Origin of the sequence: Photorhabdus heterorhabditis, from assembly GCF_018448905.1 — a bacterium.
GTDB lineage: Bacteria > Pseudomonadota > Gammaproteobacteria > Enterobacterales > Enterobacteriaceae > Photorhabdus > Photorhabdus heterorhabditis.
The window spans coordinates 71,292-95,231 of sequence record NZ_RCWA01000010.1 but is presented as its reverse complement, the minus strand read 5'-3'; the positions used below and the strand labels follow the sequence as shown (position 1 = coordinate 95,231).

General features: G+C 42.0%; 23 protein-coding genes and 1 pseudogene. 15 read left to right on the top strand and 9 right to left on the bottom strand.

Going from position 1 to position 23,940, the window contains the following annotated elements:
- Nucleotides 1-4: 4 nt before the first annotated feature.
- Complete coding sequence (locus EAE89_RS08715) at nucleotides 5-193, bottom strand: hypothetical protein (protein ID WP_054475989.1); 189 nt, start codon at nucleotides 191-193, stop codon at nucleotides 5-7.
- Nucleotides 194-1,077: 884 nt separating this feature from the next.
- Between EAE89_RS08715 and EAE89_RS08710 the strand changes: the two genes are divergently transcribed.
- Complete coding sequence (locus tag EAE89_RS08710) at nucleotides 1,078-2,655, top strand: sulfatase-like hydrolase/transferase (RefSeq protein ID WP_149616558.1); 1,578 nt, start codon at nucleotides 1,078-1,080, stop codon at nucleotides 2,653-2,655.
- 676 nt (nucleotides 2,656-3,331) lie between these two features.
- Here EAE89_RS08710 and EAE89_RS08705 read toward each other — a convergent pair.
- On the bottom strand, nucleotides 3,332-3,907 hold the full coding sequence (locus EAE89_RS08705; RefSeq protein ID WP_214085698.1) for a tyrosine-type DNA invertase: 576 nt from the start codon (nucleotides 3,905-3,907) through the stop codon (nucleotides 3,332-3,334).
- A gap of 685 nt (nucleotides 3,908-4,592) precedes the next feature.
- Here EAE89_RS08705 and EAE89_RS08700 point away from each other — a divergent pair.
- The 10 genes from EAE89_RS08700 to EAE89_RS08655 all read left to right on the top strand — a co-directional run bounded on the left by EAE89_RS08700 (nucleotide 4,593) and on the right by EAE89_RS08655 (nucleotide 12,586).
- The gene (locus EAE89_RS08700; RefSeq protein WP_054475983.1) at nucleotides 4,593-5,132 is read left to right on the top strand and encodes a fimbrial protein; all 540 of its coding nucleotides are present in this window, start codon (nucleotides 4,593-4,595) and stop codon (nucleotides 5,130-5,132) included.
- Between the two features lie 77 nt (nucleotides 5,133-5,209).
- Nucleotides 5,210-5,761, top strand: coding sequence for a fimbrial protein (locus EAE89_RS08695; RefSeq protein ID WP_054475981.1), 552 nt, complete (start codon nucleotides 5,210-5,212; stop codon nucleotides 5,759-5,761).
- A gap of 19 nt (nucleotides 5,762-5,780) precedes the next feature.
- The gene (locus tag EAE89_RS08690) at nucleotides 5,781-8,387 is read left to right on the top strand and encodes an outer membrane usher protein (RefSeq protein ID WP_214085697.1); all 2,607 of its coding nucleotides are present in this window, start codon (nucleotides 5,781-5,783) and stop codon (nucleotides 8,385-8,387) included.
- Between the two features lie 37 nt (nucleotides 8,388-8,424).
- Entirely contained in the window at nucleotides 8,425-9,174 is a 750-nt protein-coding gene (locus EAE89_RS08685; protein WP_054475978.1) for a fimbria/pilus periplasmic chaperone, read from the top strand.
- A 21-nt stretch (nucleotides 9,175-9,195) separates the two neighbouring features.
- Entirely contained in the window at nucleotides 9,196-9,789 is a 594-nt protein-coding gene (locus EAE89_RS08680) for a fimbrial protein (protein WP_054475975.1), read from the top strand.
- On the top strand, nucleotides 9,782-10,348 hold the full coding sequence (locus EAE89_RS08675) for a fimbrial protein (protein ID WP_054475973.1): 567 nt from the start codon (nucleotides 9,782-9,784) through the stop codon (nucleotides 10,346-10,348). The genes EAE89_RS08680 and EAE89_RS08675 overlap by 8 nt, the downstream gene beginning before the upstream one ends.
- 13 nt (nucleotides 10,349-10,361) lie before the next feature.
- Nucleotides 10,362-10,853 (top strand): fimbrial protein, encoded by a 492-nt coding sequence (locus tag EAE89_RS08670; protein ID WP_054475971.1) that lies wholly within the window; start codon nucleotides 10,362-10,364, stop codon nucleotides 10,851-10,853.
- 11 nt (nucleotides 10,854-10,864) lie between these two features.
- On the top strand, nucleotides 10,865-11,410 hold the full coding sequence (locus EAE89_RS08665) for a fimbrial protein (RefSeq protein WP_054475968.1): 546 nt from the start codon (nucleotides 10,865-10,867) through the stop codon (nucleotides 11,408-11,410).
- A gap of 24 nt (nucleotides 11,411-11,434) precedes the next feature.
- Nucleotides 11,435-12,250 (top strand): MrpH family fimbial adhesin, encoded by an 816-nt coding sequence (locus EAE89_RS08660; protein ID WP_054475965.1) that lies wholly within the window; start codon nucleotides 11,435-11,437, stop codon nucleotides 12,248-12,250.
- A 36-nt stretch (nucleotides 12,251-12,286) separates the two neighbouring features.
- Nucleotides 12,287-12,586 carry a helix-turn-helix domain-containing protein gene (locus tag EAE89_RS08655; RefSeq protein ID WP_235525384.1) on the top strand — a complete coding sequence of 100 codons (300 nt, stop codon included), beginning with the start codon at nucleotides 12,287-12,289 and terminating at the stop codon, nucleotides 12,584-12,586.
- A gap of 306 nt (nucleotides 12,587-12,892) precedes the next feature.
- On the opposite strand, the gene EAE89_RS08650 is transcribed toward EAE89_RS08655, so the two are convergent.
- The 7 genes and pseudogenes from EAE89_RS08650 to fdnG all read right to left on the bottom strand — a co-directional run bounded on the left by EAE89_RS08650 (nucleotide 12,893) and on the right by fdnG (nucleotide 20,416).
- Nucleotides 12,893-13,162, bottom strand: a complete 270-nt coding sequence (locus EAE89_RS08650; protein WP_054475964.1) for a type II toxin-antitoxin system RelB/DinJ family antitoxin — start codon at nucleotides 13,160-13,162, stop codon at nucleotides 12,893-12,895.
- A 182-nt stretch (nucleotides 13,163-13,344) separates the two neighbouring features.
- A pseudogene (locus EAE89_RS24170) lies at nucleotides 13,345-13,614 on the bottom strand (helix-turn-helix domain-containing protein).
- Nucleotides 13,615-13,631: 17 nt separating this feature from the next.
- The gene (locus tag EAE89_RS08640) at nucleotides 13,632-13,778 is read right to left on the bottom strand and encodes a type II toxin-antitoxin system RelE/ParE family toxin (RefSeq protein WP_268794954.1); all 147 of its coding nucleotides are present in this window, start codon (nucleotides 13,776-13,778) and stop codon (nucleotides 13,632-13,634) included.
- A 106-nt stretch (nucleotides 13,779-13,884) separates the two neighbouring features.
- On the bottom strand, nucleotides 13,885-15,207 hold the full coding sequence (locus tag EAE89_RS08635) for an SLC5/6 family protein (protein ID WP_149616561.1): 1,323 nt from the start codon (nucleotides 15,205-15,207) through the stop codon (nucleotides 13,885-13,887).
- Nucleotides 15,208-15,785: 578 nt separating this feature from the next.
- Nucleotides 15,786-16,430, bottom strand: coding sequence for a formate dehydrogenase cytochrome b556 subunit (fdoI, locus tag EAE89_RS08630; protein ID WP_054475960.1), 645 nt, complete (start codon nucleotides 16,428-16,430; stop codon nucleotides 15,786-15,788).
- Nucleotides 16,427-17,350: a formate dehydrogenase subunit beta gene (fdxH, locus tag EAE89_RS08625; RefSeq protein ID WP_054475958.1), complete on the bottom strand. Its 924-nt coding sequence runs from the start codon at nucleotides 17,348-17,350 to the stop codon at nucleotides 16,427-16,429. Before fdxH ends, fdoI begins: the two co-directional genes overlap by 4 nt.
- Nucleotides 17,351-17,368: 18 nt before the next feature.
- The gene (gene fdnG, locus EAE89_RS08620) at nucleotides 17,369-20,416 is read right to left on the bottom strand and encodes a formate dehydrogenase-N subunit alpha (protein ID WP_214085696.1); all 3,048 of its coding nucleotides are present in this window, start codon (nucleotides 20,414-20,416) and stop codon (nucleotides 17,369-17,371) included.
- 747 nt (nucleotides 20,417-21,163) lie between these two features.
- On the opposite strand from fdnG, the gene EAE89_RS08615 reads away from it, so the two are divergent.
- The 4 genes from EAE89_RS08615 (at nucleotide 21,164) to EAE89_RS08600 (ending at nucleotide 23,771) form a co-directional block, all read left to right on the top strand.
- Nucleotides 21,164-21,442 (top strand): hypothetical protein, encoded by a 279-nt coding sequence (locus EAE89_RS08615; protein ID WP_214085695.1) that lies wholly within the window; start codon nucleotides 21,164-21,166, stop codon nucleotides 21,440-21,442.
- Between the two features lie 602 nt (nucleotides 21,443-22,044).
- Nucleotides 22,045-22,716: a CsgG/HfaB family protein gene (locus EAE89_RS08610; RefSeq protein WP_054475954.1), complete on the top strand. Its 672-nt coding sequence runs from the start codon at nucleotides 22,045-22,047 to the stop codon at nucleotides 22,714-22,716.
- Between the two features lie 21 nt (nucleotides 22,717-22,737).
- Nucleotides 22,738-23,097 (top strand): DUF4810 domain-containing protein, encoded by a 360-nt coding sequence (locus EAE89_RS08605; protein ID WP_149616564.1) that lies wholly within the window; start codon nucleotides 22,738-22,740, stop codon nucleotides 23,095-23,097.
- Entirely contained in the window at nucleotides 23,094-23,771 is a 678-nt protein-coding gene (locus EAE89_RS08600; RefSeq protein WP_054475949.1) for a DUF799 domain-containing protein, read from the top strand. Before EAE89_RS08605 ends, EAE89_RS08600 begins: the two co-directional genes overlap by 4 nt.
- The last annotated feature ends 169 nt before the right edge of the window (nucleotides 23,772-23,940 follow it).

The window sequence follows — 23,940 nt, the reverse complement described above, 5'->3', positions numbered from 1 at the left end:
TCTCCTAAGGGTTTCGGAATGATTCTTTCAACGTGTTCCATCTGTTGTCAATATTTCGTTGAATCTTTTTAGTTAAAACTGTCGGAATACCGACAGTTTTAGCTTCCTTATGAAAGTCTTTGGTGATGTCATAAATTTCAGTAGCTATATTGATAATTGCTTTTACCCCAGATAATCCGGCTTGACCTGCCATTAATTCCATTATTTTTTTGTTATTTTTGAGCCGCAGCCGTTGAAGGCTGTCATATGTTCATTATGGCGTGATGGGCTATATATAATGTCGTAGAAAGGAGAGATATTCCAGTTGTTATTGTCATCAGCTAGGAAAGCGATGGACACCCTGGTTTACTATCAGATAGTTAAATATGGCTCAGTATATACCCTTCATCTTTCAAGTTGTTGCTTTGTTGGCTGCGTTCACTTACCCCAGTCACATCGTTATCTATGCTGCTCCTGGGGATGCGTTTTCTTGCCGCCGCGCTGCAACTTGAAATCTATTGGGTATATAATTTGGGTTATAATTTTTTTCTCTTCATTTTACTAAAGTAGATAAAGTATTCTTTAAAGAATGACGTATTTCTTACTATGGTTAATTATGATATTAACTTTTTAATCTGTGGATCACTCTGTTTTGCCTTTGACCGCGAGTGGCATGATTAATCGGGTATTCATTTCGGTTTTCATGATCGGGACTGGAATATCTTAATGTTCTTGCTATTAATAAAAAAATGCATATCATTTACATCTTGTTAATCAAATATTGAAGATTAATTATTGTAAATTTTATATTCTACTTAGGGTAATCGTTAACGAAATTATAGTAGATTAGTGGGGTGTTTTTATGTGTTCGCTTAACCTTTTCGTGTAGAAGCTTGAGTGATGTTGCTTAAGGTTATCTAAAGAATAGATGAAATTTGGAACATGATTTGTTGAATAAAAATATGGGTGGAATTGATCTCATGTAGGGTGATAGTTAATTAGTTAAAGGTATTCTCATTTCGCAAAATAACCCATCTTGATAAGATATAATCATTAATGCTTTAGTGTTTTCTCCGTAGAGTAAGGAAACGAGTTAATATGCCGTTGAGTAAGAAAATTCGAGAAACTTTCATTTTGATGTGCCTATTTGGTTTTATCACGCTGGCTCATTTAAGCCTTGGCTATCAATTAAAATTAATATATGTATTCAGTGCTTTTTCAATCTTAATATTGTTATCCAATTTTAGCTATTTAATATATTATACCTTTATATTTGCTATTGGATTAATTGGGGTGATTTATTCTCCAGTAGGATTGACTTATGGTTATCCTGATATAAATTCAATAGGGTCTTTAATATATACTAATAAAAATGAGACTATTGAATTTATCAGTGGGCTTCCTTTGTTTACATATTTAGTTGTATTAGTAACCATGATTTTAATGCTTTTATCTCTAAAGGTAAAAGTAACATTGAAGAAGAGTCATGTAGGATTTCTTTCCCTATTTTTTGTTTTATCCGCTTTCTGGTCACCGGTAAGAGGATATATCCAGTCTGATTTCGATCCGGATTTTAATCTATTAGCCTCTGGATTACCGGAAGTTAGGTTTTTTAGTGATATAGTTGAGAGCTATAATGAGGTTAATTCAGAAAGAGTCAAATTTGCTGAAATAATAAAACAGAAAGACTCCTGGCAGCCTATTGTAGAAAAAAATAAATATGAAACATATATCATGGTGATTGGGGAAAGTGTCAGAAAAGATTTTATGAATACATATGGTTTCCCTTATAATAATACGCCGTGGCTGAATAAAGCCAATGCTAAAATATTTACAAATTATATCTCTTCAGCGGCATCGACTCAGCTATCTTTAACGAATTCACTGGCTTTAAGAAACGACAATAGCATCGATTTAAACAACAGTATCATAACGCTGGCAAAGAAAGCGGGCTTTTATACCTATTGGATATCTAACCAAGGTATAAAGAGTGCTTTTGACTCTCCGGTTGCTTTAATTGGGCAACAGGCAGATAGCTTTAATTTCCTTAAAAGTGGAAGTTCTGATGATCGGCGTTATTTACCTGATGATAAGTTAATGCCTTATATAAAAAAAGCGTTAACGTCAGAGGAAAAGAAAAAATTTATTGTTATTCATTTGATGGGGTCTCACCCTCAAGCGTGCGTCAGAACGAATGGAAAATATGATCTATTTTTGCAGTCAGAAGAAATTTCTTGTTATGTAAAAAGTATCGATAATACAGACAATCTTCTTTCTGAAATTGCGTCAGAGGCTAATCATCATCATTCTAAATGGACTATGATGTATTTTTCAGATCACGGGCTTTCTTATATCGATAAAGGGACAGAGCAGGAAAATTTGACGCATAATGATAGAAACAAACAGAGTTTTCAGGTGCCATTTTTTATCACCGGCAGCGATTACCATCACCGTGAAGAAATAACGGAGCAGAGAAGTGGGTTACATTTTCTGACGTTATTTTCTCAATGGCTTGGAATAAGAGAAAAGAATATTCCTAGTGATTGTAATATGCTTTCTAATGGGAAATGTAGTGGGCAAGATAATATTATTACATTTAAAGGTGAAGTGAAAAATTATGATAAATTAGGTGAGGATTTCCTAGATGTGCAATTCTCATCGAAAAAGACTCATTAGTCTATTTATAAATAATTTTTAATAGTCATGATAGTGATAGTTTTATCATTAATTATTTGACTGCTCGGTGAAATTGAATGGAATAAGAGCATCCTCTCCCTGAGGAAAAATCAGGGAGAGTAAATTCCCTTATCATTCTCATGTTTTTTAATCGCTAATCCATTTGTGCTGTTTTTTCTTGTTATCTCAGTAATTAGCCAATATCCATACTCATGGCGAGAAAATATGCATTTCCTTTAGTTGCTTGTGGTGATTGTCCTTATTGTAACCAGCGATCTATCCACATCCTGAGAGAATGTAGATTGATTATTAATTTAATTATATACCCGTCATCTTTCAAGTTGCTGCTTTGTTGGTTGCTTTCACTTACCCCAGTCACATCGTTATCTATGCTCCTGGGGATGCGTTCACTTGCCGCCGCGTTGCAATTTTAAATCTATTGGGCATATATGTTAAATATACATTTTTATATAATAACATCATCTGTTAATTTCTAAAAAATTTATTCTAAAATTCTTTATAAGAAATAGTGCTTAATAATGTTAATAATTATATTGGAGAATGGAAAAATCCTCATCAATATATGGACGAGGATTTTTAATAATCAAATGATATTTTTGGATTTTAAAATAAATAACCGCTAGTATTACAATGTCTTTTATCAAAAATAGATATTTTAATCGAGTAGCCCTTTTGTAGGAACTTCCCATATTCTGGAAAATCGTTTTACATTGCTTGCTGTATAAATAACGGTATGGGATATATTGCGGTGACCGAGATAATCTTGAATAAGGCGTGTATCCCTTCCCAGATCAGCGAGAGCATAACCGCAGGCATGTCTTAACATATGTGGATGAGGTGAAATACTGATTAATGCTTGCCTGCCATAGCGCTTTAATAAACCATAAACTTGTTGGCGTGAAATAGCGCCTGATTTTTGTGATAAAAAGACCCACGATGTATTTGATTCTCGCCAGCTCTTTCTGATATTAAGCCATTGATTTAATGCATTAAGCTCTTCTGGTACTAATGGGTGTATTGTTGATAATCCCCCTTTTAATCGCCTGACATGAATAATTTCCGAGCTAAGATCAAGATCGGATAGTGTTAGATTGCATAGCTCACTGACTCTAAACCCATGAATGAAGCACATGAGTAACATGCAGTAATCTCGTTCAGCATGACGACCCTGACGTGCTTTTTCTAAAATCGCATCAATTTCATGTCTGGTTAAGAATTTACGCTTCTTCATGAAAATAGTTCCTGTGAAATTTGAGCAAATAGTTATGGGTAGAAAATAATATTAATCTACCGGAATATATCAGTTGATAGAACTTTTATAAAATTATTGGCTGGTAATTCTATTTATTTTGGACAAAATCTATAAATACCGTTTTTAGATAGTCATAAATAGTCATTTTTTAATAGAAAATATCAGCTTGTAAGCTTTGTAATTATATATTTGGAAATTATTAGGTAATAAAAAGAAACTAAACAGAATGCACCAAACTGTTATATTTGGTTAAAAATACTAAACATTAATAATAATTAAAAATAATTATCCAAAATTTAATTAAACTTTGAATTTATAATCTGAGTCATTAACTAATACCTGATTGAATTTAGATGAACCAACTATTTTTTTACAATCAATAAATCATAAAACATGAAAAATAGTAAAAAATACTGAAAAAACTCTCTATATTATAAATAGTTAAATATTGGCAATCTGGCATTACACAAAATTTGACTTAAGAGGTGGTTTTGTAGGAACATATTTACAGTTTGGTGCATTTTGTTTGGTTTTAAAAAATATTAATCAGAGATTTTGAAACCCTATTTTGCGCTGGATATCGAGTGCATGGAATTGAAATCCTGCACTGCTATTTTTTTATGGTTATAGGTGTTTTATCCTTAAATTCAAGGAATTAACTTACATGAAATTGAATAAATTGGTTATGGCTCTGGGATTGGGTGTGGTTTTAGCTGCGGGTTCTGTTAATGCAGCTAATCCTAGTCAAGGTCATGGAACTGTGACTTTTACGGGTTCTATCATTGATGCACCTTGTTCTATCACACCGGAAACGGTTGATCAGGTTGTACCAATGGGCGCTATTTCCAACGCAGCTTTGAAAGGCGGTGGCCGTTCTTCCTCTAAGTCGTTCAAAATTTCTTTAGAAAACTGTACTACCGATACCATAAGTACAGTAACAACGACATTTGTTGGTGCTAAATCCCGTATAGCTGGTGGTGATGGCCTGTTGGGTATCGAAGGGACTGCTAAAGGTGCAGGTATTGCGATCACTGATGCAGGCGGGAATAAGATTAAACTGGGCACACCTTCGCCAGCTATAGCGCTGTACGATGGTAATAATGATCTCAACTTTGCTGCTTATCTTCAGGGAGATACCTCACCTGATGCAGTAGTTCCCGGTGAATTCACTGGCATTGCCAATTTCCAACTGACTTATCAATAACTCTTTCATGCATGGAAACGCTTACAGGGAATAAGCGTTTCCTAATCAAAGGTATTGAGTTTAGCTGGAGAAATATCATGAACCAATATGTTGCCGTCGTTGTGGTGCCCTGCTTGCTAATGTTTTCTTGCATTGTTGGTGCAGCTGAAGTGACTGTTCTACAAGGAACGCAAGGGTATGGCCGCGTTAGCATGCAAGGAGCCATCATTGATACGGCCTGTGCGATTGATGCAGGTAGTCGTGACCAGACGATTGAGTTGGCCACTATTCCTGTAAGTCGGGTGATACGTGATGGACAGGGGCCGGAGCGTCCCTTTTCCATCCGCCTGATTAACTGTGTATTCACTTCTGCTACATCGGATAAACCAGATTGGCGCCACTTTCAGGTGACGTTTGATGGTGTGCCGGATGGCAACAATTTCCGGTTATACGGTGTGACACAAGGTGTAGCGTTGCAAATTACGGATATACAGGGCAATCAGGCTTATCCCGGAACTCCACTACCGGTTGGAGTTTTACAGGAAGGGCACATGACTCTTAATTACGCGATGCGTTTGGTGGGTAATCACCAGTTATTGCAGGCGGGGCAGTATCGAACCACCGTTCGGTTCAGACTGGATTATTACTAATCACCGATCAGAGAATGTTATGGCTTTGTTTTTGGGTTTGACCGCTGAATATGACAAGGTGGTCTCGGTTCGGTGTGTACTGAAATCTCTTACTGTTTTGGTATTGTTCGCTCTGATGGGTACGCATGTTGCGTATGCGGAAGAAGAAATTGAATTTAATACGGATGTATTAGATGTTCAGGATCGTTCGCGAATTGATTTAAAAGAATTTTCCCGTGCTGGTTACATCATGCCAGGGGATTACCAGATGATGGTACGTCTGAATAAAAGTGAACTGTCGGAGATGCCGGTGACTTTTATGGCACCACCAGATGATCTGAGAGAGAGTGTGGCATGTCTATCGCCTGATTTGGTGAAACAACTGGGGTTGAAAGCGGAGTGGGAATCAAAGATTACTTGGTGGAATAACAATCAATGCCTGGAGATTAAAACGCTACCCGGCATGATGGCGCGTGGAGACTTGGGCAGTGATACGTTATATCTGAGCGTACCGCAGGCTTATCTTGAATACAGCTCGTCAGATTGGGACCCGCCGTCACGTTGGGATGAGGGAATATTGGGGATGTTGTTTGATTACAACGTCAACGCTCAAGTATCCAAACTGGCTAAGGGAAACAAAAATCAGAATGTTAGCGCCAATGGTACAACTGGAATAAACCTTGGGGCATGGCGTTTGCGGGCAGACTGGCAGGCACAATATAACCACGTCACTGGCCGGGCAGGTAGCACAGAGAAGAATTGGGACTGGAGCCGTTACTACATGTACCGGGCAATACCCCATTTGCAGGCCAAGCTGACGCTGGGTGAGGATTATCTCAATTCAGGTATTTTTGACAGCTTCCGTTTTACCGGGGTGAGTTTAGTCACTGATGACAATATGTTGCCACCGAACCTACGGGGTTATGCACCGGAGGTGACAGGTGTGGCGAAGACGAATGCCAAAGTAACTATTCGTCAACAAGGGCGGGTGCTGTATGAGACTCAGGTTGCGCCGGGTCCATTCCGTATTCAGGATATCAATAATGCGGTCAGTGGCAAACTGGATGTGCGAGTGGAAGAGCAGGATGGCGGTGTACAGGAATTTCAGATTGATACGGCAAATATTCCTTATCTGACTCGTCCGGGCCGGGTGCAGTACAAACTGGCAGCGGGTAAGCCGACCAATTGGAAGCACCATAGTGAGGGCCAGGGTTTTGGTGTCGGGGAATTTTCCTGGGGGATAAACAATGGTTGGTCACTGTATGGCGGGATATTGGGGGCTGGAGATTATAACGCATTGTCGCTGGGGCTAGGGCGTGATCTGATGGCCTTCGGTGCACTTTCCTTTGACGTCACGCAATCCCGCGCTCATTTACCGGATGAGGATCAAACTCTGATAGGAGGGTCTTATCGCCTGAGTTATTCCAAACGTTTTGAGGAGTACGACAGCCAGGTGACTTTTGCTGGTTATCGCTTCTCGGAGCGTGATTTCATGAGCATGAGTCAATATCTGGATCGCCGTTATCACGATGGTGATGCGGAGAGTGGAAAAGAGCTCTATAGCATCATGCTGAATAAACAGTTCACAGCTTTGGATATCAGCACCTACCTGAACTACAGCCATCAGACTTACTGGAATCGGCCGAATAATGATCGCTATAACTTATCTGTATCGCGCTATTTTGCTATTGGAACCTTTAAGAATATTAACCTGAATCTGTCTGCTTATCGTAATAAATATGAAGGTAAGAATGACGATGGCATGTATTTGACGTTGTCCTTGCCGTGGGGACATTCAGGAACTATCAGCTATAACGCAATGGTTAATCGGAGAGGTAATTCCAACACTGTTGGTTATTACGGGCGGATTAATGAGAACAATAACTATCGTTTAGCGGCAGGTACCAGTATTGACGGCAAGGCGGTGGCTAACGGTTACGTCACTCATTACGGTGACCACGCCCAATTGACGACAAGTGCGAGTTATCAGGATGGACATTACACCACGGCAGCACTTTCTGTTCAGGGAGGAGTGACCGCCACAACGGAAGGAGCGGCACTGCACCGCATCAATATGCCGGGGACGACTCGCTTAATGGTGGATACTGAGGGTGTGGGGGGCGTACCGGTGAAAGGTTTTGGCGCGATAGCCCATACCAATATGTTCGGTAAGGCGGTGATCCCTGATGTGAATAACTACTACCGCAACAGTGCGAGCATTGATTTGAACAAACTGCCCGACAATGTGGAGGCAATACGTTCAGTACAACAGGCAACACTGACGGAAGGCGCAATTGGCTACCGTAAATTCCAGGTGATATCTGGGGAGAAGGCAATGGGATTGATCCGTCTGTCAGATGGGAATACGCCACCGTTTGGTGCGACAGTGCTGAATAAGGATAAACGGGAAATTGGTATCGTCAATGATGGCGGGAGTACCTACCTGAGTGGGATTAATCCGGGTGAGAAGCTGGATGTGCGCTGGGATGGTGAGTTGCAATGTGTGATTGAGTTGCCACCCAAGTTACCGGCGGTAGAAGAAATGGCTTCGTTGTTGTTGCTGTGTCAATTGACCAGCGGTAATAACGACTACAGTACGAATACCGTGTCGTCGTCACCAGAGCTGATGGCGGCGACCCTTAACTAATTCTGAAATGACATATTTTGAGAATGAGTACTTGAGCATGAAATTGAAGAACATGATAAATGCAGCAACGATCGCGGTCCTGAGTCTATCAGTGATCAGTGAAGCAATGGCAGCCATTGCGCTGGATCGTACTAGGATAGTGTTCAACGGTGAGGACAAATCCACCAGTATGGACATTAGCAACCAGAACAAAGAGTTGCCGTATTTGGCTCAGGGTTGGATAGAGGATGAACAGGGCAACAAAATCAATGGTCCGTTAGTGGTGACACCGCCAGTACAGCGGGTGGAGCCGGGAGCGAGGAGCCAGGTGAAAATACAGTCATTGCCAACAACCGTACAGTTACCACAGGATCGGGAGAGTCTGTTTTATTTTAATCTGCGTGAGATTCCGCCACGTAGCAAGAAACCGAACACATTACAGATTGCGTTGCAAACCCGGATAAAACTGTTCTACCGACCAAAAGCGATTTTTGCTAGCCGCGTCGTTCTGGATAACCCATGGCAGGAGAAAATGACACTAACGCGGCAGGGTGACCAGTATCAGGTAAATAACCCGACACCGTATTACATTACCGTAGTGGATGCGTCGAACCAACTTAAGGGACAGACCGTGACAGGTTTTCAGCCGTTGATGGTGGCCCCCAAAAGCAGTGCGGTGTTGAGCGGTAGTGCGAGGGTACTGGGGAGTGCGCCAGTGTTAACGTATATCAATGATTATGGAGGCCGACCACAACTGACTTTTAGTTGTGCCGGGGACCATTGTCAGGTGGCTAAGCGTTCGTCGTGATGGGCGAAGCGGGGAGGGACCATGAACATAACACGGACTGGCTGTGTGCTGGCGTTGGCAATTCTGCTGATACCCGTGACGGTGAGTCAAGCGGTGGATAAGCGGGCAGTGGATCTAAATGGTCACCATGGTGAATTACATGTGTTTGGTATGCTGACTGAGGCAGCATGTCATCTCGAGATGACCTCTGAATGGCAGGAAGTGAATCTGGGGATGACGCCGAATAGTGATTTACGCCGACCAGGGGATAAAGGCACATCGATACCATTTACATTGAAGTTCCGTGACTGTTTGCAGACCAAAGGAGCCGTGCGTGATACACGGACCGGTAATCTGACGTGGAGTCATTTGCAGCCGGTGGTGACGGTGAGTTTTGTGGCACCAGCGGATCGGGATTATCCTCATCTGGTGCGAGTGATGGGGATTTCCGGGCTGGGGTTACAGATAACGGATAGTGAGAATAATGATATCCGGTTGGGGGAACGGGGGCGCCCGCGTTTTGTCGCAGCGGGACAGGATAGTCTGGAATATTACGTGACGCCGGTACGGACGCCGAGAGCACTGGGAATCGGACAATACCGGGCAGTTGTTGATTTCAGGGTGAATTATGATTAGGTTTCCGCGAATAAAAAGACCGTATTACCGACATAAAAAACTGAGCATATTACTGCTTGGTGGTTTGTTAAGTGTCAGTGCTCAGGCTGATTTACCGACAAAAAGGATAAATGTAGCGGCAATACCGATGAATGATCCTTCAGGTAAAACGCCGGTCAACATTTATGGGGTTGTTATCGCTCCGCCACCTTGTGAGATAAATAATGGTAATACCATTGATGTGGATTTTGGTGAAGTGATGATTACCCAGATTGATGGGGTCAATTACATGAAGCCAGTTAAATACACGGTGACGTGCGAAAAGATGCCGGCCAATGCCATGAAAATGATGATATCGGGCAACACTGCCAGTTTTGATCGGACCGCACTAAAAACTAATCAGGCTGGGCTTGGGGTTGCTGTTATTCATAACGGACGGAAATTACCTGTGAATGATTGGATGAAATTTACTTATCCCAATTTTCCTGAACTCCATGCGGTGCCAGTAAAAGAGATGACTGCGGTATTGAAAGGCGGCAGTTTTGGCGCTGGAGCCACGATGATGGTTGAGTACCAGTGAACAGGAGATACGGATGAATCACTTGATTTATCGTGCTTTTTGGACTGTTTGCCTAGGTTTGATCAGTGTAATGCCGGGGCAGGCAACAGATAATATGTGGTTTCATGGCACATTACTTGAACCACCCCCTTGCGTTATTAATGACGGCAATATGATTGATGTTTATTTTGGTCACAATGTTGGAATACATAAGGTGGATGGGGTGAATTATACCCAGCCAGTGAATTATCAATTGGTCTGTGTGCCTAATACCTTTGGCTGGAGTTTAGGGTTGACAGTGATTGGACCACAAACCTCATTTGATGATGCCGCCTTGAAAACCAATATCACTAATTTGGGCATCCGTCTGACTCTGGATGGCAAAGCATTCACGCTTAACAAGCGTATTCCAGTGACATCACAGAAACAGCCGGTAATACAGGCTGTACCTGTGAAAAAACCGGGAAGTGCATTGCCGGAAGGGGCGTTTGAAGTAACGGCGACATTACTGGCGGAATACCAGTGAAAGGAAAGCCAATGAAATATTTTAAGTTATTCGTGTTGCGCGTTGGTTTTATGGTTATTGCTACCACGGTCTACTGCAATCAGGCGGTACAGGCGGCGGATAATATGCGTTTTTATGGTGCATTAGTTGAAGAGCCATGCACGATTCAAGCGGGTGATGAAGACATCAAACTCGATTTTGGAACCATTGCCGAAAAATACTTGTACCAGCATGGCCGGACTAATAGCGAGCCTTTTCAGCTAAGGCTATTTGGATGCGATATCAGCGTAGGGAAATCTATTAAGCTGACATTCAGTGGCACAGAGAATACACAGTTGCCGGGTTTATTAGCGTTAGGAGCGGGTAGTCAGGCTTCCGGGATTGCTATTGGTATGGAAACAGCTGAAGGCAAACGGTTGCCGCTGAATAAAGAAGGGGACACATATCCGCTAAAAGAGGGTAACACCTTGATTATATTGAGAGCGTATGTACAGGCTGAACCGACTGCAATCGCCAACCAGACGATTAAACGTGGTGCATTTCATGCTGTTGCAACGTTTAATCTGGATTATGACTAATTGCACTATTATTAGGTAACTTAAATGAAAAAGTTATTCCCTGTTTGTTTGGTGCTTTTATCGCTGTTCTCATCAGAGGCTGTGGCGTCAATATTTTCGTATATCACTAAATCTGAAGGTATTCCGACGAATGCATATTATACCTTTGTCATTGAACGCTGGGATGAAGAAGACGATTTTACGCCGAATCCTTGTTATGGCTATGCTGCCTGTTGGATATCTGTTAACCATCGTCATAGTGTAAATGGTTATTCAGGGCAGCCATTTAGACTATTCAATATTCGAGTAGAAAGATACCGGACAATGAAACAAGTCCAGCAGGTGATATTGAAACAAACAAGTTTTCCGATCACTGGGATTGCAAAACATGTTGGTCCGGCGATTCAGTCTCACCAGGAATGTGTCGGGCTATTTTATGAAACAGATCGTAATGGTTTTAGGGGAAGGCTGTTGCCTGGCTCTTTATGTGGTGTTGCGCCCCCGCCGATTGGTTTTTGTCAGGTCAGCGAAGGATCAGTTGAACTTAACTACGGCAACATTGATGAAGCAAAATTGGAAGGTGCAACCCGATCTGAAAATATCAATGTCACTTGTAATCGGGATATGAATATTGTCGTGACCGCGACTGGGCCAGATCGGGGCGTTGTACCTTTGAGAGGTGATGGGAGCTTGAAAGCTCAATTATTATTAAATGACCGGAAAGGCGAACAAGGCGTCCCTATTTTTGTACCGGCTGGAGGAACTGTACCCGTTACCGTGAAATCGATTTTACAGAAAAACGGCAGAGTGGAAGCCGGACCATTCTCAGGATCAGGAGCAATTATTTTGGCAATGCCATAAATGGGGTGTTTTTTTAAGTTAAAGGCTGGGTTGAAAATGAAACAAGATCATCTATTAGTAGGGAAGCGTATTCAGAAAAGAAGGAAAGAATTAGGTATGACCGCAGTAAAATTGGCAGGACAAATCGGTATTAGCCAACAACAACTTTCACGTTATGAGAGGGGGATAAACCGAATTAATTTATCCCACTTGGTGCAGATAGCTTCAATATTGGATACACCGATAAACTGGTTTTTCCTTGATTGTTGTTCCCCTGTAACCAAGATTAATATTAATAAATTAACAGACCAATATATCCCGATTGCGGAAGCAACATTGGGTAAATTTGGTTGTTAATTGATAACAGCTTAAATAGGAGGATGTATAAACGGGTTTATGATTGAGTTGCGTGACCGATGGAACGGTCACTTTCATATTTTTTTATTAATTAGTGATGCCATCTCTAGAAATAAATAGTTCGTTTTTATCTGTTAATCTTATCTTTATGAACTAGGTTCTAGGTATTGACCTATATTATTGAAGAGCATATTTATACCCTTCATCTTTCAAGCTGCTGCTTTGTTGGTTGCGTTCACTTGCCGCCGCCCTGCAACTTGAAATCTATTGGGTGTATATTCTACCCGACGGGGTAATTTATTTCGCTTATTGCTTATCATTCAGTCCCTTGAGCATAGATTCTATGGAGTGATAACGATGTTCTGCTTTTACCTCCAGTTCCTTGGCTTCTAGTAAGGCTGTCAGCGTTTTAGCAGAAGGATGTCGTTTAATTTCAAAGGGTAATCCTTGATATTGTACAACTTGCTCTAAGAATAGACGGATGGCACTGCTGACAGTGAGGCCACAATCATGCAGGACAGTCGTAGCATTGCTTTTCAATTCTTCGGAGATTCGTGTCTTAATACTTGTTTGCATAATATCCTCCTGTTATGTTGTGGGCACATTGTGTCCGCTAATAAACTTGAATTCAACTGTTTCTTGTTTTCCGAATAAACTCATAGTTGTTTGCCCGTTGGCTCAATATTTAAGGGTTAAAGAATTGCATCAGACGGTTTTTTGGATAATAATTTTGAACGGTGTTATTGGATCTTTTTTTCTTAATAAGCTGCAATTTCTTCTGAAATTTCAATGTTTGATATGTGTAAACCCATTGTGACAATCATATTGATCAATGTATCAATGCTAAATAAATTAATTTTGCCGTTAATTAGATCTGAAACGCGAGGTTAAGTGACATTTAACAGTTTTGCTGCTTCTGTTTGATTCAATCCCTTTTTCTTGATGTGAGCAGATAATTCTCTCGCCAACTGTGAGCGAACTTTCATATTTTCAGCTAGTTGTTGCGTATCTTCGAGTGCATCCCACATACTGGTATATTGCTTATTCATTGATTACACTCCTTTATTAATGCATTGAGTTGATTTTTTGCTAGTTCAATATCTTGATGGCGTGTTGTTTGAGTTTTCTTCACAAAACAGTGAAGAACACAAACAGCTTCCTCAAACTTATCGATGTACATAACACGGTATATCCCTTTGACATCCTCCCCTACCTTCGCACTTCGTGACTCTAATCGTAATCAAACCAATTTAGAAAGCGCAGCCTGTTATCAGACTGCGTTTTGCCTTTATTTCAATTTAGGAAAATGCCAGTAATGGTGAGATACATAATAAAAATCCAGTGAAAATAATCAGGATCAGAGAAACGCCTTTATATTTATGCAACATTGGCACTTTGTAGACCAAATAAGCTGGGATTAAACAACCGACCATACCGAAAATTGGGCTACAGATGGAAGTGAAACTCAGTACCGGTGCATTGAGGATGATCGCTCCCCAGGCCAGAAGAATAGCGAAAACCATGATGCCTTTTTGTACCCAGTTTTCATTGATTTTTTCTGTTGGCATGATACGCGCCAGAATATTCATAACGATGCCTTGGGTCGCTTCGCGGAAACCCAAGTAGACACCAAAGAAAGCGGTCATGACAGCAAAGATATTCAGTAAGACACTGATAACCGTTACCCAGCCACCGGGTAAGAATTTTGCGGCAATCGCCAGAGCGGAGATATTTTGCTCATAAGCTTGAACGGCTTCATCATGTCCCATTGCTAAGGTGAATGAAACTGCATAGAAGAAGACCGTACAGAACAGGACACCAAAGGCGATATTCATCGCTCTTAATGCCTTGTAACGGGCGACTTCATGATTTTTCTCGTGATGGCGGTAAGAGATAACCATTGGGCTTAAGGTCTGAATAAACAGAATAGAAGTCAGGGTAAATGGCAGTGTAATGATTGCCTGTTTTATCAGCGTTCCTGGTGGAGGCAGTGCGCCGACATTATATAAGTGCCACATACCGATCATGGATAAGCCTAATGCTGCGACAACAAACAGTTTAGACAGCACCATAACGCTGGATAATTTGAACAGCAGCCGTTCCCCAAGGGATGAGAGGGCTACCAGAATACAAATCAATACCAGCCCGTAGAGTGGATTGTCAGACAACAGACCTTCCGTGACACCAAAAGTCTGCAAATAGGAAGCGCTGTCATTGGTGATGGCTGTTGAGTAAACAAACATCCAAATCACCAGCATCACGAAGTAGAGTGCACCTAGCAGAATACCCCAGTTTTTACCGAGATAACCACTGATAACGCTGGGGTAATCTTTACATTCAGGGGATTCCGCCAACGTATTGATAAACAGTCGTTGGAACAGATACATTGCCGGATAACCAATCACTGATGACAGCAGGAAAACCCATAATCCCATCAAGCCGACTTGAACCGGCAGGAATACAATACCTGCACCAATTGCCATGCCGATGCTCATGATGACCCAGCCAACATCAATATTGTCGAACTTGATGGCTGTTCGCCATTCACTTTCGGTCATGTTTGCCCGTTTTGCTGCGGGGGAATCTGAGATAATGGCATGATTATTTTTTGCCGTTTCCATAATGGCTCTCGCTTATTATTTCCGTTAAAAATGTAGGTGTTATGGGGAAGAGATGCTGCATGATGTGATGCAGCAACCTTATTTTTTGCAGGTTTTTCATTATATCTGGATGGTAGTTCACTATGCAGATAAATCTCTTTCTTATTTAGCATTGTTAAGAAGATAGATGAAAATCATTTTACCTTTACAGAGTAATTGACCAGCTATGTGCGAAAAATAGAAATCGTTTTTTAATAGCATATATTGCATAGTGAAGTATTGTAATTAATTGATTTTCATTTCTTTTCATTGTCTGATAGACAGCGAAAAGGAAAATTTAAGTGAAAAAAACAAGTAATTGTAAAAGAATAATGGTGAAGTTATTACGTTAAATAGGCGAGACAGGAATATAACAGAATAAAATAATTATTTATATTGATTAAATGTAAAATATCGAAGCTTTTCACTACCTTTATCCAATGAGCCGTAAAACCCTGTCCTTCAGCGGATGTCAACTTTGCAGATAAAAGAACCATGCCGGAATATCGCTATTGGTTATTCAAATAGCATGGTTCATGTAAATTCAGCAGAAAAATGCGTTAAGGATTTTTCTCTTCCTGTTGCTCTTTCTGACGAATTTCTCTGTACCAGCGAGGATGATGTTTTTTCGCCCAGCCGCGAGTTACCCAGCCTTCAACCATTGCCCTGATAGAGCCTTTCACCCAAAACGCGGCATAGGCATGTATCAGAATAAGCAGGATCAGGCCAACGCCAGCCAGAGAATGGATCAGAAGCGCAAGCCGGATCAGCGGGATAGAGAAGAAATCAGCAAAATAGGGACGCCAGATGATCACACCACTGATTGCCAGTAAGATCAGGCAGATGCTGATAGACCAGTAGATCCCTTTCTGACCCAGATTGTACTGACCGATATCGCCAGCTTCCTCATTCCTGATGATTTTGTGAATGTTTTTTAGCCAAACAATATCCTCTTTGTCGATAAAGTTATGTTTGAAATATCTGAAAAACATAAAAGTAAATAAGAAAAACATGACTGATCCGATGAATGGATGCAGTATCCGAGCTAACTGGGGCGAACCGAAGATATTCATCAACCAGTTAAAAGATGGGAAAAAGAATCCTAACCCACTGATCCCAGTAAATAGAAAACAGAGCACTACCGCCCAGTGATTTACTCGCTCAATGGGTGAGTGGCGGAGAATAACATTCTGCCTCTTTTTCATCTCTGTTCCTCCCCATGAGTGGATTTCTCAGGCGCTTCATCATCCTGACGAGCACGTTCTTCGTCTTCTTCGCTGGTGCGGTTTGGGCCAATACCAACATAGTGGAAAATGCTAGCGGCGAAGGTGGCGGCAAAACCCACGGCGGCCAGTGGTTTCCAGATGCCTTTCCAGAAAGTCACGGTTGGGCTGATGGTTGGATTATCAGGCAGGCCATGATAAAGCTGTGGCTTATCTGCGTGATGTAAAACATACATCACATGAGTTCCTCCAACGCCAGCAGGATCGTATAAACCGGCATTCTGATAACCACGACTTTTCAATTCAGTGACCCGTTCGGATGCCAGATCTTTCATCATTTCTTTGGTGCCGAAATGGATGGCCCCAGTTGGGCAGGTTTTCACACAGGCGGGTTCCTGACCAACACCGACCCGGTCAACACATAAGGTACATTTGTATGCTCGGTTATCCTCTTTATTGATTCGCGGCACGTTGAACGGACAGCCTGCGATACAATAACCACAGCCAATACAGTGTTCTGATTGGAAGTCCACAATGCCGTTAGCATATTGAATAATGGCACCTTCTGACGGGCAGGCTTTTAAACAACCCGGATCAGCGCAGTGCATACAGCCATCTTTACGGATCAACCACTCCAGTTTGCCGTGTTCTTCCACTTCAGAGAAGCGCATCACGGTCCAGGATTTAGCCGTCAGATCGGTAGGATTATCATAAACACCGACGTTAAAACCCACTTCATCACGGATATCGTTCCATTCTGAACAGGCCACCTGACAGGCTTTACAGCCAATGCAGGTGGTGACATCGATCAGTTTTGCCACTTGTTCCTGATGATCGCGGACACGAGGGGCTGGAGTGAAGGAATGGGTGGCGGATTTACGAATAATGTCTTGAGATTGCATGGTTAATTTTCGCTCCTGTTATACCTTTTCCACATTCACTAAAAACGCTTTGTATTCCGGTGTATGTGCATTGGCATCACCCACGGAAGGTGTAAGCGTATTGGCTAGAAAACCTTTGCGAGTTGCGCCGGCAAAACCCCAGTGGCAAGGAATACCAATGGTTTCAACTGGCTGACCATTAATAGTCAGTTGCTGGATTCGTTTGGTAACAACGGCTTTAGCTTTGATAAAACCGCGTTTGGAAGACACTTTGACTTCATCCCCCTGAATAATGCCTTTTTCTGCCGCCAGCTTTTCACCGATTTCAATAAACTGTTCGGGCTGAACTACGGCATTAAGCTGGGCATGTTTTGTCCAGTGACGGAACAATTCGGTAATGGAGTAAGTGGTTGCAACATAAGGAAATTCATTGGCTTCTCCCATATAAGCGACATCAGAATGAAAGATCCGCGCAACCGGGTTAGAGATAACATTTGGATGAAGTGGATTTGTGCCGATAGGTGATTCAATGGGTTCGTAATGTTCAGGAAAAGGGCCATCAGCCATTTTATCAATGGAGAATAATCGAGCGACCCCTTCTGGCTGCATAATAAACGGTCCGACATGGGTTCCCGGTGCGGCATTGCTGTAATCAACAACGTCAAAGCCACTCCATTTATTACCATCCCATTTGATTAACTGACGATTTGGGTCCCACGGTTTGCCCTGTGGATCAACCGATGCACGATTGTAGAGCACTCTGCGGTTTTGCGGCCATGCCCAGGCCCAACCCGGAGTACAACCCAGTCCAGAGGGATCTGAATTATCGCGGCGTGCCATTTGGTTGCCTTCTTCGGTCCAGCAACCGGTGTAGACCCAGCAGAAACTGGCGGTGGTGCCATCATTTTTTAGTTGAGAGAAACTGGAAAGTTGCTGGCCTTTTTTCAGCATGATATTGCCGTTTTCATCTTTAATATCTGCTAAGGCTTTACCATTGGCTTCACGGGCAACTTCTTCTGGTTTTGGATCTTCAGGATCTTGATAATCCCATGACAGATTCATGATCGGTTCAGGGTAAGCGCCACCTTCTGCTCGGTAGAGTTCACGCAGACGTAGCAACAACTTGCCAAGAATTTTACCGTCGTGCAGCGCTTCTCCCGGTGGTTGTGCGCCGGCCCAGTGCCATTGTAGCCAGCGACCTGAGTTAGCAATTGATCCGTTTTCTTCTGCAAAACAGGAGGAGGGCAGACGGAAAACTTCGGTCTGAATATCAGTTGGATTGACATCATTCATCTCGCCGTGATTTTGCCAGAAGTTAGATGACTCTGTGACCAACGGATCGATCACGACCAGATATTTCAGTTTTGATAGTGCCTTACTGGACTTGTTTTTATCTGGGAATGCCGCTAGAGGGTTAAAACCTTGGACAATGTAGCCATTCATTTTACCCTGAGCCATCAACTCAGCTTGTGTCATGATATCGTAGCTTCTGTCCCATTTTGGGAGCCAGTCATAACCCCAGTCATTTTCTGCTGTGGCGTGCTCCCCCCAGAAGCTTTTCAATAAACTGATAAAGAAATTCGGCGTATTTTTCCAGTAATTAACTTGATTTGGCACGATGGTTTTCGGCGTTGTTTGTGCCAGATAGGTTGTGAGATTCTCCTGTTTTTCACTTGGTAAAGGCAGATAGCCGGGTAAGTTAAGAGACAGTAAACCGAGGTCACTGTAGCCCTGAATATTGGAGTGACCACGTAATGCATTTACACCGCCGCCCGGCATTCCTACGTTACCTAACAGTAGTTGTACCATAGCAGCCGCGCGGATAATTTGAGCGCCGCCAGTATGGTGAGTCCAACCAAGTGCGTAGAGAATGGTTGCGGTGCGGTTGGTGACTGCGGTACTTGCCAGTTGGGAACAGATGTAGAGGAAATCTTCTTTTGAAGTCCCACACAGGCTGGAAACCTGTTCTGGAGTATAACGTTCAACGTGATTTTTTAGTAAGTTCCATACACAACGTGGATGAGATAGTGTGTCATCTCGTTTTGCATAGCCTTGCTCATCGGTTTCGTAATGCCATGAGGATTTGTCGTAGCTTTTGGTGGCTTGATCAAAGCCACTGAATAGGCCATCTTCGAATTGATAATCTTGACGAATGATTAAACCGGCGTTGGTGTAAGCTTTAACATACTCAGATTGGATAGCATTATTCTCTATCAAATAGCGGATCACGCCCAGTAAGAAAGCGGTATCTGAACCGGCACGAATTGGCGCGTAGAAATCCGCTACTGCAGCACTGCGATTGAAACGTGGATCAACCACAATCACTTGGGCGTTGTTTTTAATTTTGGCTTCAATAACCCACTTGAACCCGACTGGATGCGCTTCAGCTGCGTTTCCGCCCATGATCAGGACAACGTTAGCGTTTTTAATATCAACCCAGTTATTGGTCATGGCACCACGGCCAAACGTTGGCGCCAGCGCAGATACTGTCGGACCGTGGCAAAGACGCGCCTGACAATCAATAGCGATCATGCCCATTGCGCGGGTGAATTTCTGATCGAGGATACCGGTTTCATTGCTGGCGGCAGAGGAGCAGAGCATACCGGTTGTCAGCCAGCGGTTGACGGTGACATTATTTTCGTTTTTCTCAATAAAATTGGCGTCACGGTCATCTTTCATCAAACGAGCAATCCGTTCAATGGCTTCATGCCAACTGATACGTTGCCATTTATCAGAACCCGGAGCCCGGTATTCGGGGTATTGCAGGCGGTTTTTACTGCGAATATAGTCAAGCACTCCGGCACCTTTCGGACACAGAGAGCCACGGCTGACTGGGTGATCCGGATCACCTTCGATGTGAAAAATGCTTTCTTTGGCGTTTTTCGCACCATCACCCAGGCTGTACATCAGAATGCCACAGCCAACAGAGCAATAAGTGCAGTTATTACGAATTTCACGTGAGCGCAGTAGCTTGTACTGGCGAGTTTCAGCCAGCGCAATGGATGGAGCAAATCCCAGCGCGGCGGCTGTTGTTCCCGCCATACCACCTGCGCAGATCTTGAAGAAACTTCTTCTGCTGACCTGCATCGGTCTTCTCCTTTATTTTTTGAATGACGACATTGCTTTACTTCTGATGCAATAACACCTTGATGAATAAGGCGAAATTGTTTTCATAGCCCGGCTCGTTTTTCATTCAAAACATTCCTGGGTATCAAGGAGAACCCACTGCATTGATGAGTTATAAACTACCTGAGGTTATTATTATCCATATTATCATAAAGAGTATTTTGTTGCTAAATATGGGTAATTTTGTTTCAAAATCAAAAATGATATTAAAATTATTTTATTATTATGTTACGGAATAATTGATAATAAGATGGTGGTATATTTGAACCGGATTAATTTTTTCCTTAATTAATATTTGATTTGGTAGAAATTAAACCGCGATAATTTATTTGTGCCCGTATTCGTAATATTCAAAATTATTCGTTGATTTCGTTCAGGATAGATATTAATCAGCTTACGGATTGATATGGTATGGCAACATAGTTCCCGATTTCTTATCTATACCCTTCATCCTTCAAGTTGCTGCTTGGTTGGCTGCGTTCACTTACCCCAGTCACAGAGTTATCTATGCTCCTGGGGATGCTTTCATCAGTTCGGTGACCCGTGTACTCAATAAACTCTTTGTTTACTTGAGGTTGGCACAACAGATAGAAATGCAAGCTCGTAAAAGCTAGAAATGCAAGAGCGTAAAAGCTATAAATGTAATCGCGTAAAAACTAATTTTGCATTCTCATAAAAACTAATTATTGAGTATCTGACGGGGGAAATATGGCAAAAACTGGAAACGAAAGGTTAGCAGAAGCCCTGAAAGCGGCGAGTGATGCAGCTGTGGGCAATGTGCTCAGTTCCAAATCAATCACGGATAAGCAACGTACTCTTCTCGTCAAGAAAGGCTATTTCAAGCAAATTATCAGGGGATGGTATCTCCTCGATGCGGATCTCACGACTGAAAAAGCTGGTGATTCAGTACTTTGGTATGAATCCATTTGGTCGTTTGTCGGGCAGTACATTGAAAGGAAAGTATCTTCGGGGATGACTATTGGCTGAATCCAGAAGCCTCTCTCAATCTATGCAAGAAGTAGCCGGGTAACTAGCAAAAATAATGTATTAGACGGCGGAGAGAAAGGATGTTTAAAAAAATTCTAAACCTCTGGCGGTTTTTGTCAGAGGCTTATGTGTATATACCGCATTTTTCATAAGTGGAGATAGTGAAATCAAATTGGATAACGATTTTCCCTTATTCATATTTGTCTCGATTATGTTATTACATGTTGAAAAATGCTTTTTTACGTATTTAACTTAATTAACTGGTTATTCTTGAACGATATTCATTCATTAATAAACAGATATTTGTGGCATTAGATGCGAATAGTTTAATTAATAATATCAATATTGATGAAATATTTATATTGAAATTTAAGTTAATGTGAGTTTATCCACTAAGTGAATAAAAGTAATTAATAAAAATGTGATATAACAGATGTTTTTTCACTGTTTTGGCATAAAGTGCTGGTCACACAGCACCAGCTTATTCATAATAATTTCTGATGTAAATGAATTTTAGTGGAAATGTTATCTGCCAGTTTTTTCATCTTATCGTTGAGATCAGGTAGATAGACGAATAATTTTTTATGCAGGAATAGGTTTTTATGCAAGGTAAATTGGTTTTATCTTCAATTTGTTTGGCTTCAGCAATATTAGCCGGGTGTGCAACTGAATCTTCCAATACCGTTCAAGTACAGAAAGTTAATTCTTATAACACGGTATATCAAGGCGTTCGTAGCCCAATTGCTATCGGTAAGTTTGAAAATCGTTCCAGTTATCAAAACGGGATTTTTTCTGATGGCGTTGATCGTCTGGGTAATCAATCTAAAACGATTTTAATCACGCACTTACAGCAGACCGGACGCTTTACAGTTCTGGAACGTACCAATATGAAAGAGCTGAGAGCCGAAGCGGGCTTACAAGGCAAGTCGCAGAAACTGAAAGGGGCTAACTACGTCATTACCGGAGATGTGACTGAATTTGGCCGCAAAGAAGTTGGTGATCATCAGTTATGGGGCCTGCTCGGACGGGGTAAATCCCAAGTGGCTTATTCAAAAGTCATGCTGAATGTCGTGAATGTGGAAACATCTGAAGTGGTTTTCTCTGTAGCTGGGGCTGGTGAGTATAAATTATCTAACCGTGAAATTATCGGTTTCGGTGGTACTGCCAGCTATGATTCTACTCTGAATGGTAAAGTGCTGGATTTGGCAATTCGTGAAGCGGTAAATAGCCTGGTTGAAAGCATTGAAACCGGTGCATGGAAGCCATCTAATTAAGAAATTTAGGGATATATTCTCATGATATTAATGAAAAAAATGGGCTTATTACTGGCCGCGACGGTCCTGGTAGGTTGTGTCAATCAACCAAAAACGATTTATGAGTGGGGTCAATACGAACCTACAATTTATCAGTATTATCAGCAGGACAAGATGGGATTTGACGAGCAACTACAGGCTTTGCAGCAAGTAATTGAAAAAGCGAAAGCGAAAGCTAAACCAGTACCGCCTGGGTTGCATGCACAGATGGGTTTGCTCTATAGCAAGACCGGTCGTGTTTCAGAAGCGTTCCATCAGTTTGAAGCAGAGAAAACATTGTTTCCTGAATCAGCGCCATTTATGGACTTTTTATTAAGTAAAAATAAAGGAACTATGCAATGAACCGTGTTCTTGTGGCGTTAAGTTTATTAGCTGCATTTGTGCTAACAGGGTGTAGTAAATCTGTCCCTTATGACTACACTGCATTTAAAGAGAGCAAACCAAAATCTATTCTAGTATTGCCGGCGGTAAATAAATCTCTGGAAGTTAAGGCAGGGCACAGCCTGATTTCTCAAGTGACTTATCCACTGGCAGAATCTGGCTACTATGTTTTACCGGTTGCTGTTGTGGAAGAAACATTGCAGCAAAATGGCGTGACAGTGGGGCAGGATGCTCAAAATATCAGTTATAAAAAACTGCATGAAATTTTTGGTGCAGATTCAGCGCTCTATCTGGATATTGAAGAATACGGTACGCAATATCAGATTATTAACAGTGATACCCGGGTAACCGCTTCAGCCAAGTTGGTGGACCTGCGTAGTGGCAAGCAACTGTGGAGTGGCCGGGCTGTCGCTTCATCGACTGAAAATCAAAATAATTCAAATAGTAATCTTATTGGAATGTTAGTGTCAGCGGTAATTTCACAAATCGCGAATACCATTACGGATAAAGGTCATGAAATTGCGGGTATTACAAGTTATCGCCTACTGACAGCGGGTGGTAACCGAGGTTTACTCTATGGACCACGTTCAGAGCATTATGGTAAAGAAGAACATTTAACTGCTAATAACCGCTAATTAAATGTATATACCCAATGGATTTCAAGATGGATCGCGACGGCACAAGGGAACGAATCCCCGGGAGCCTATACCCAATAGATTTCAAGTTGCAGGGCGGCGGCAAGAGAACGCATCCCCAGGAGCATAGATAACTCTGTGACTGGGGTAAGTGAACACAGCCAACAAA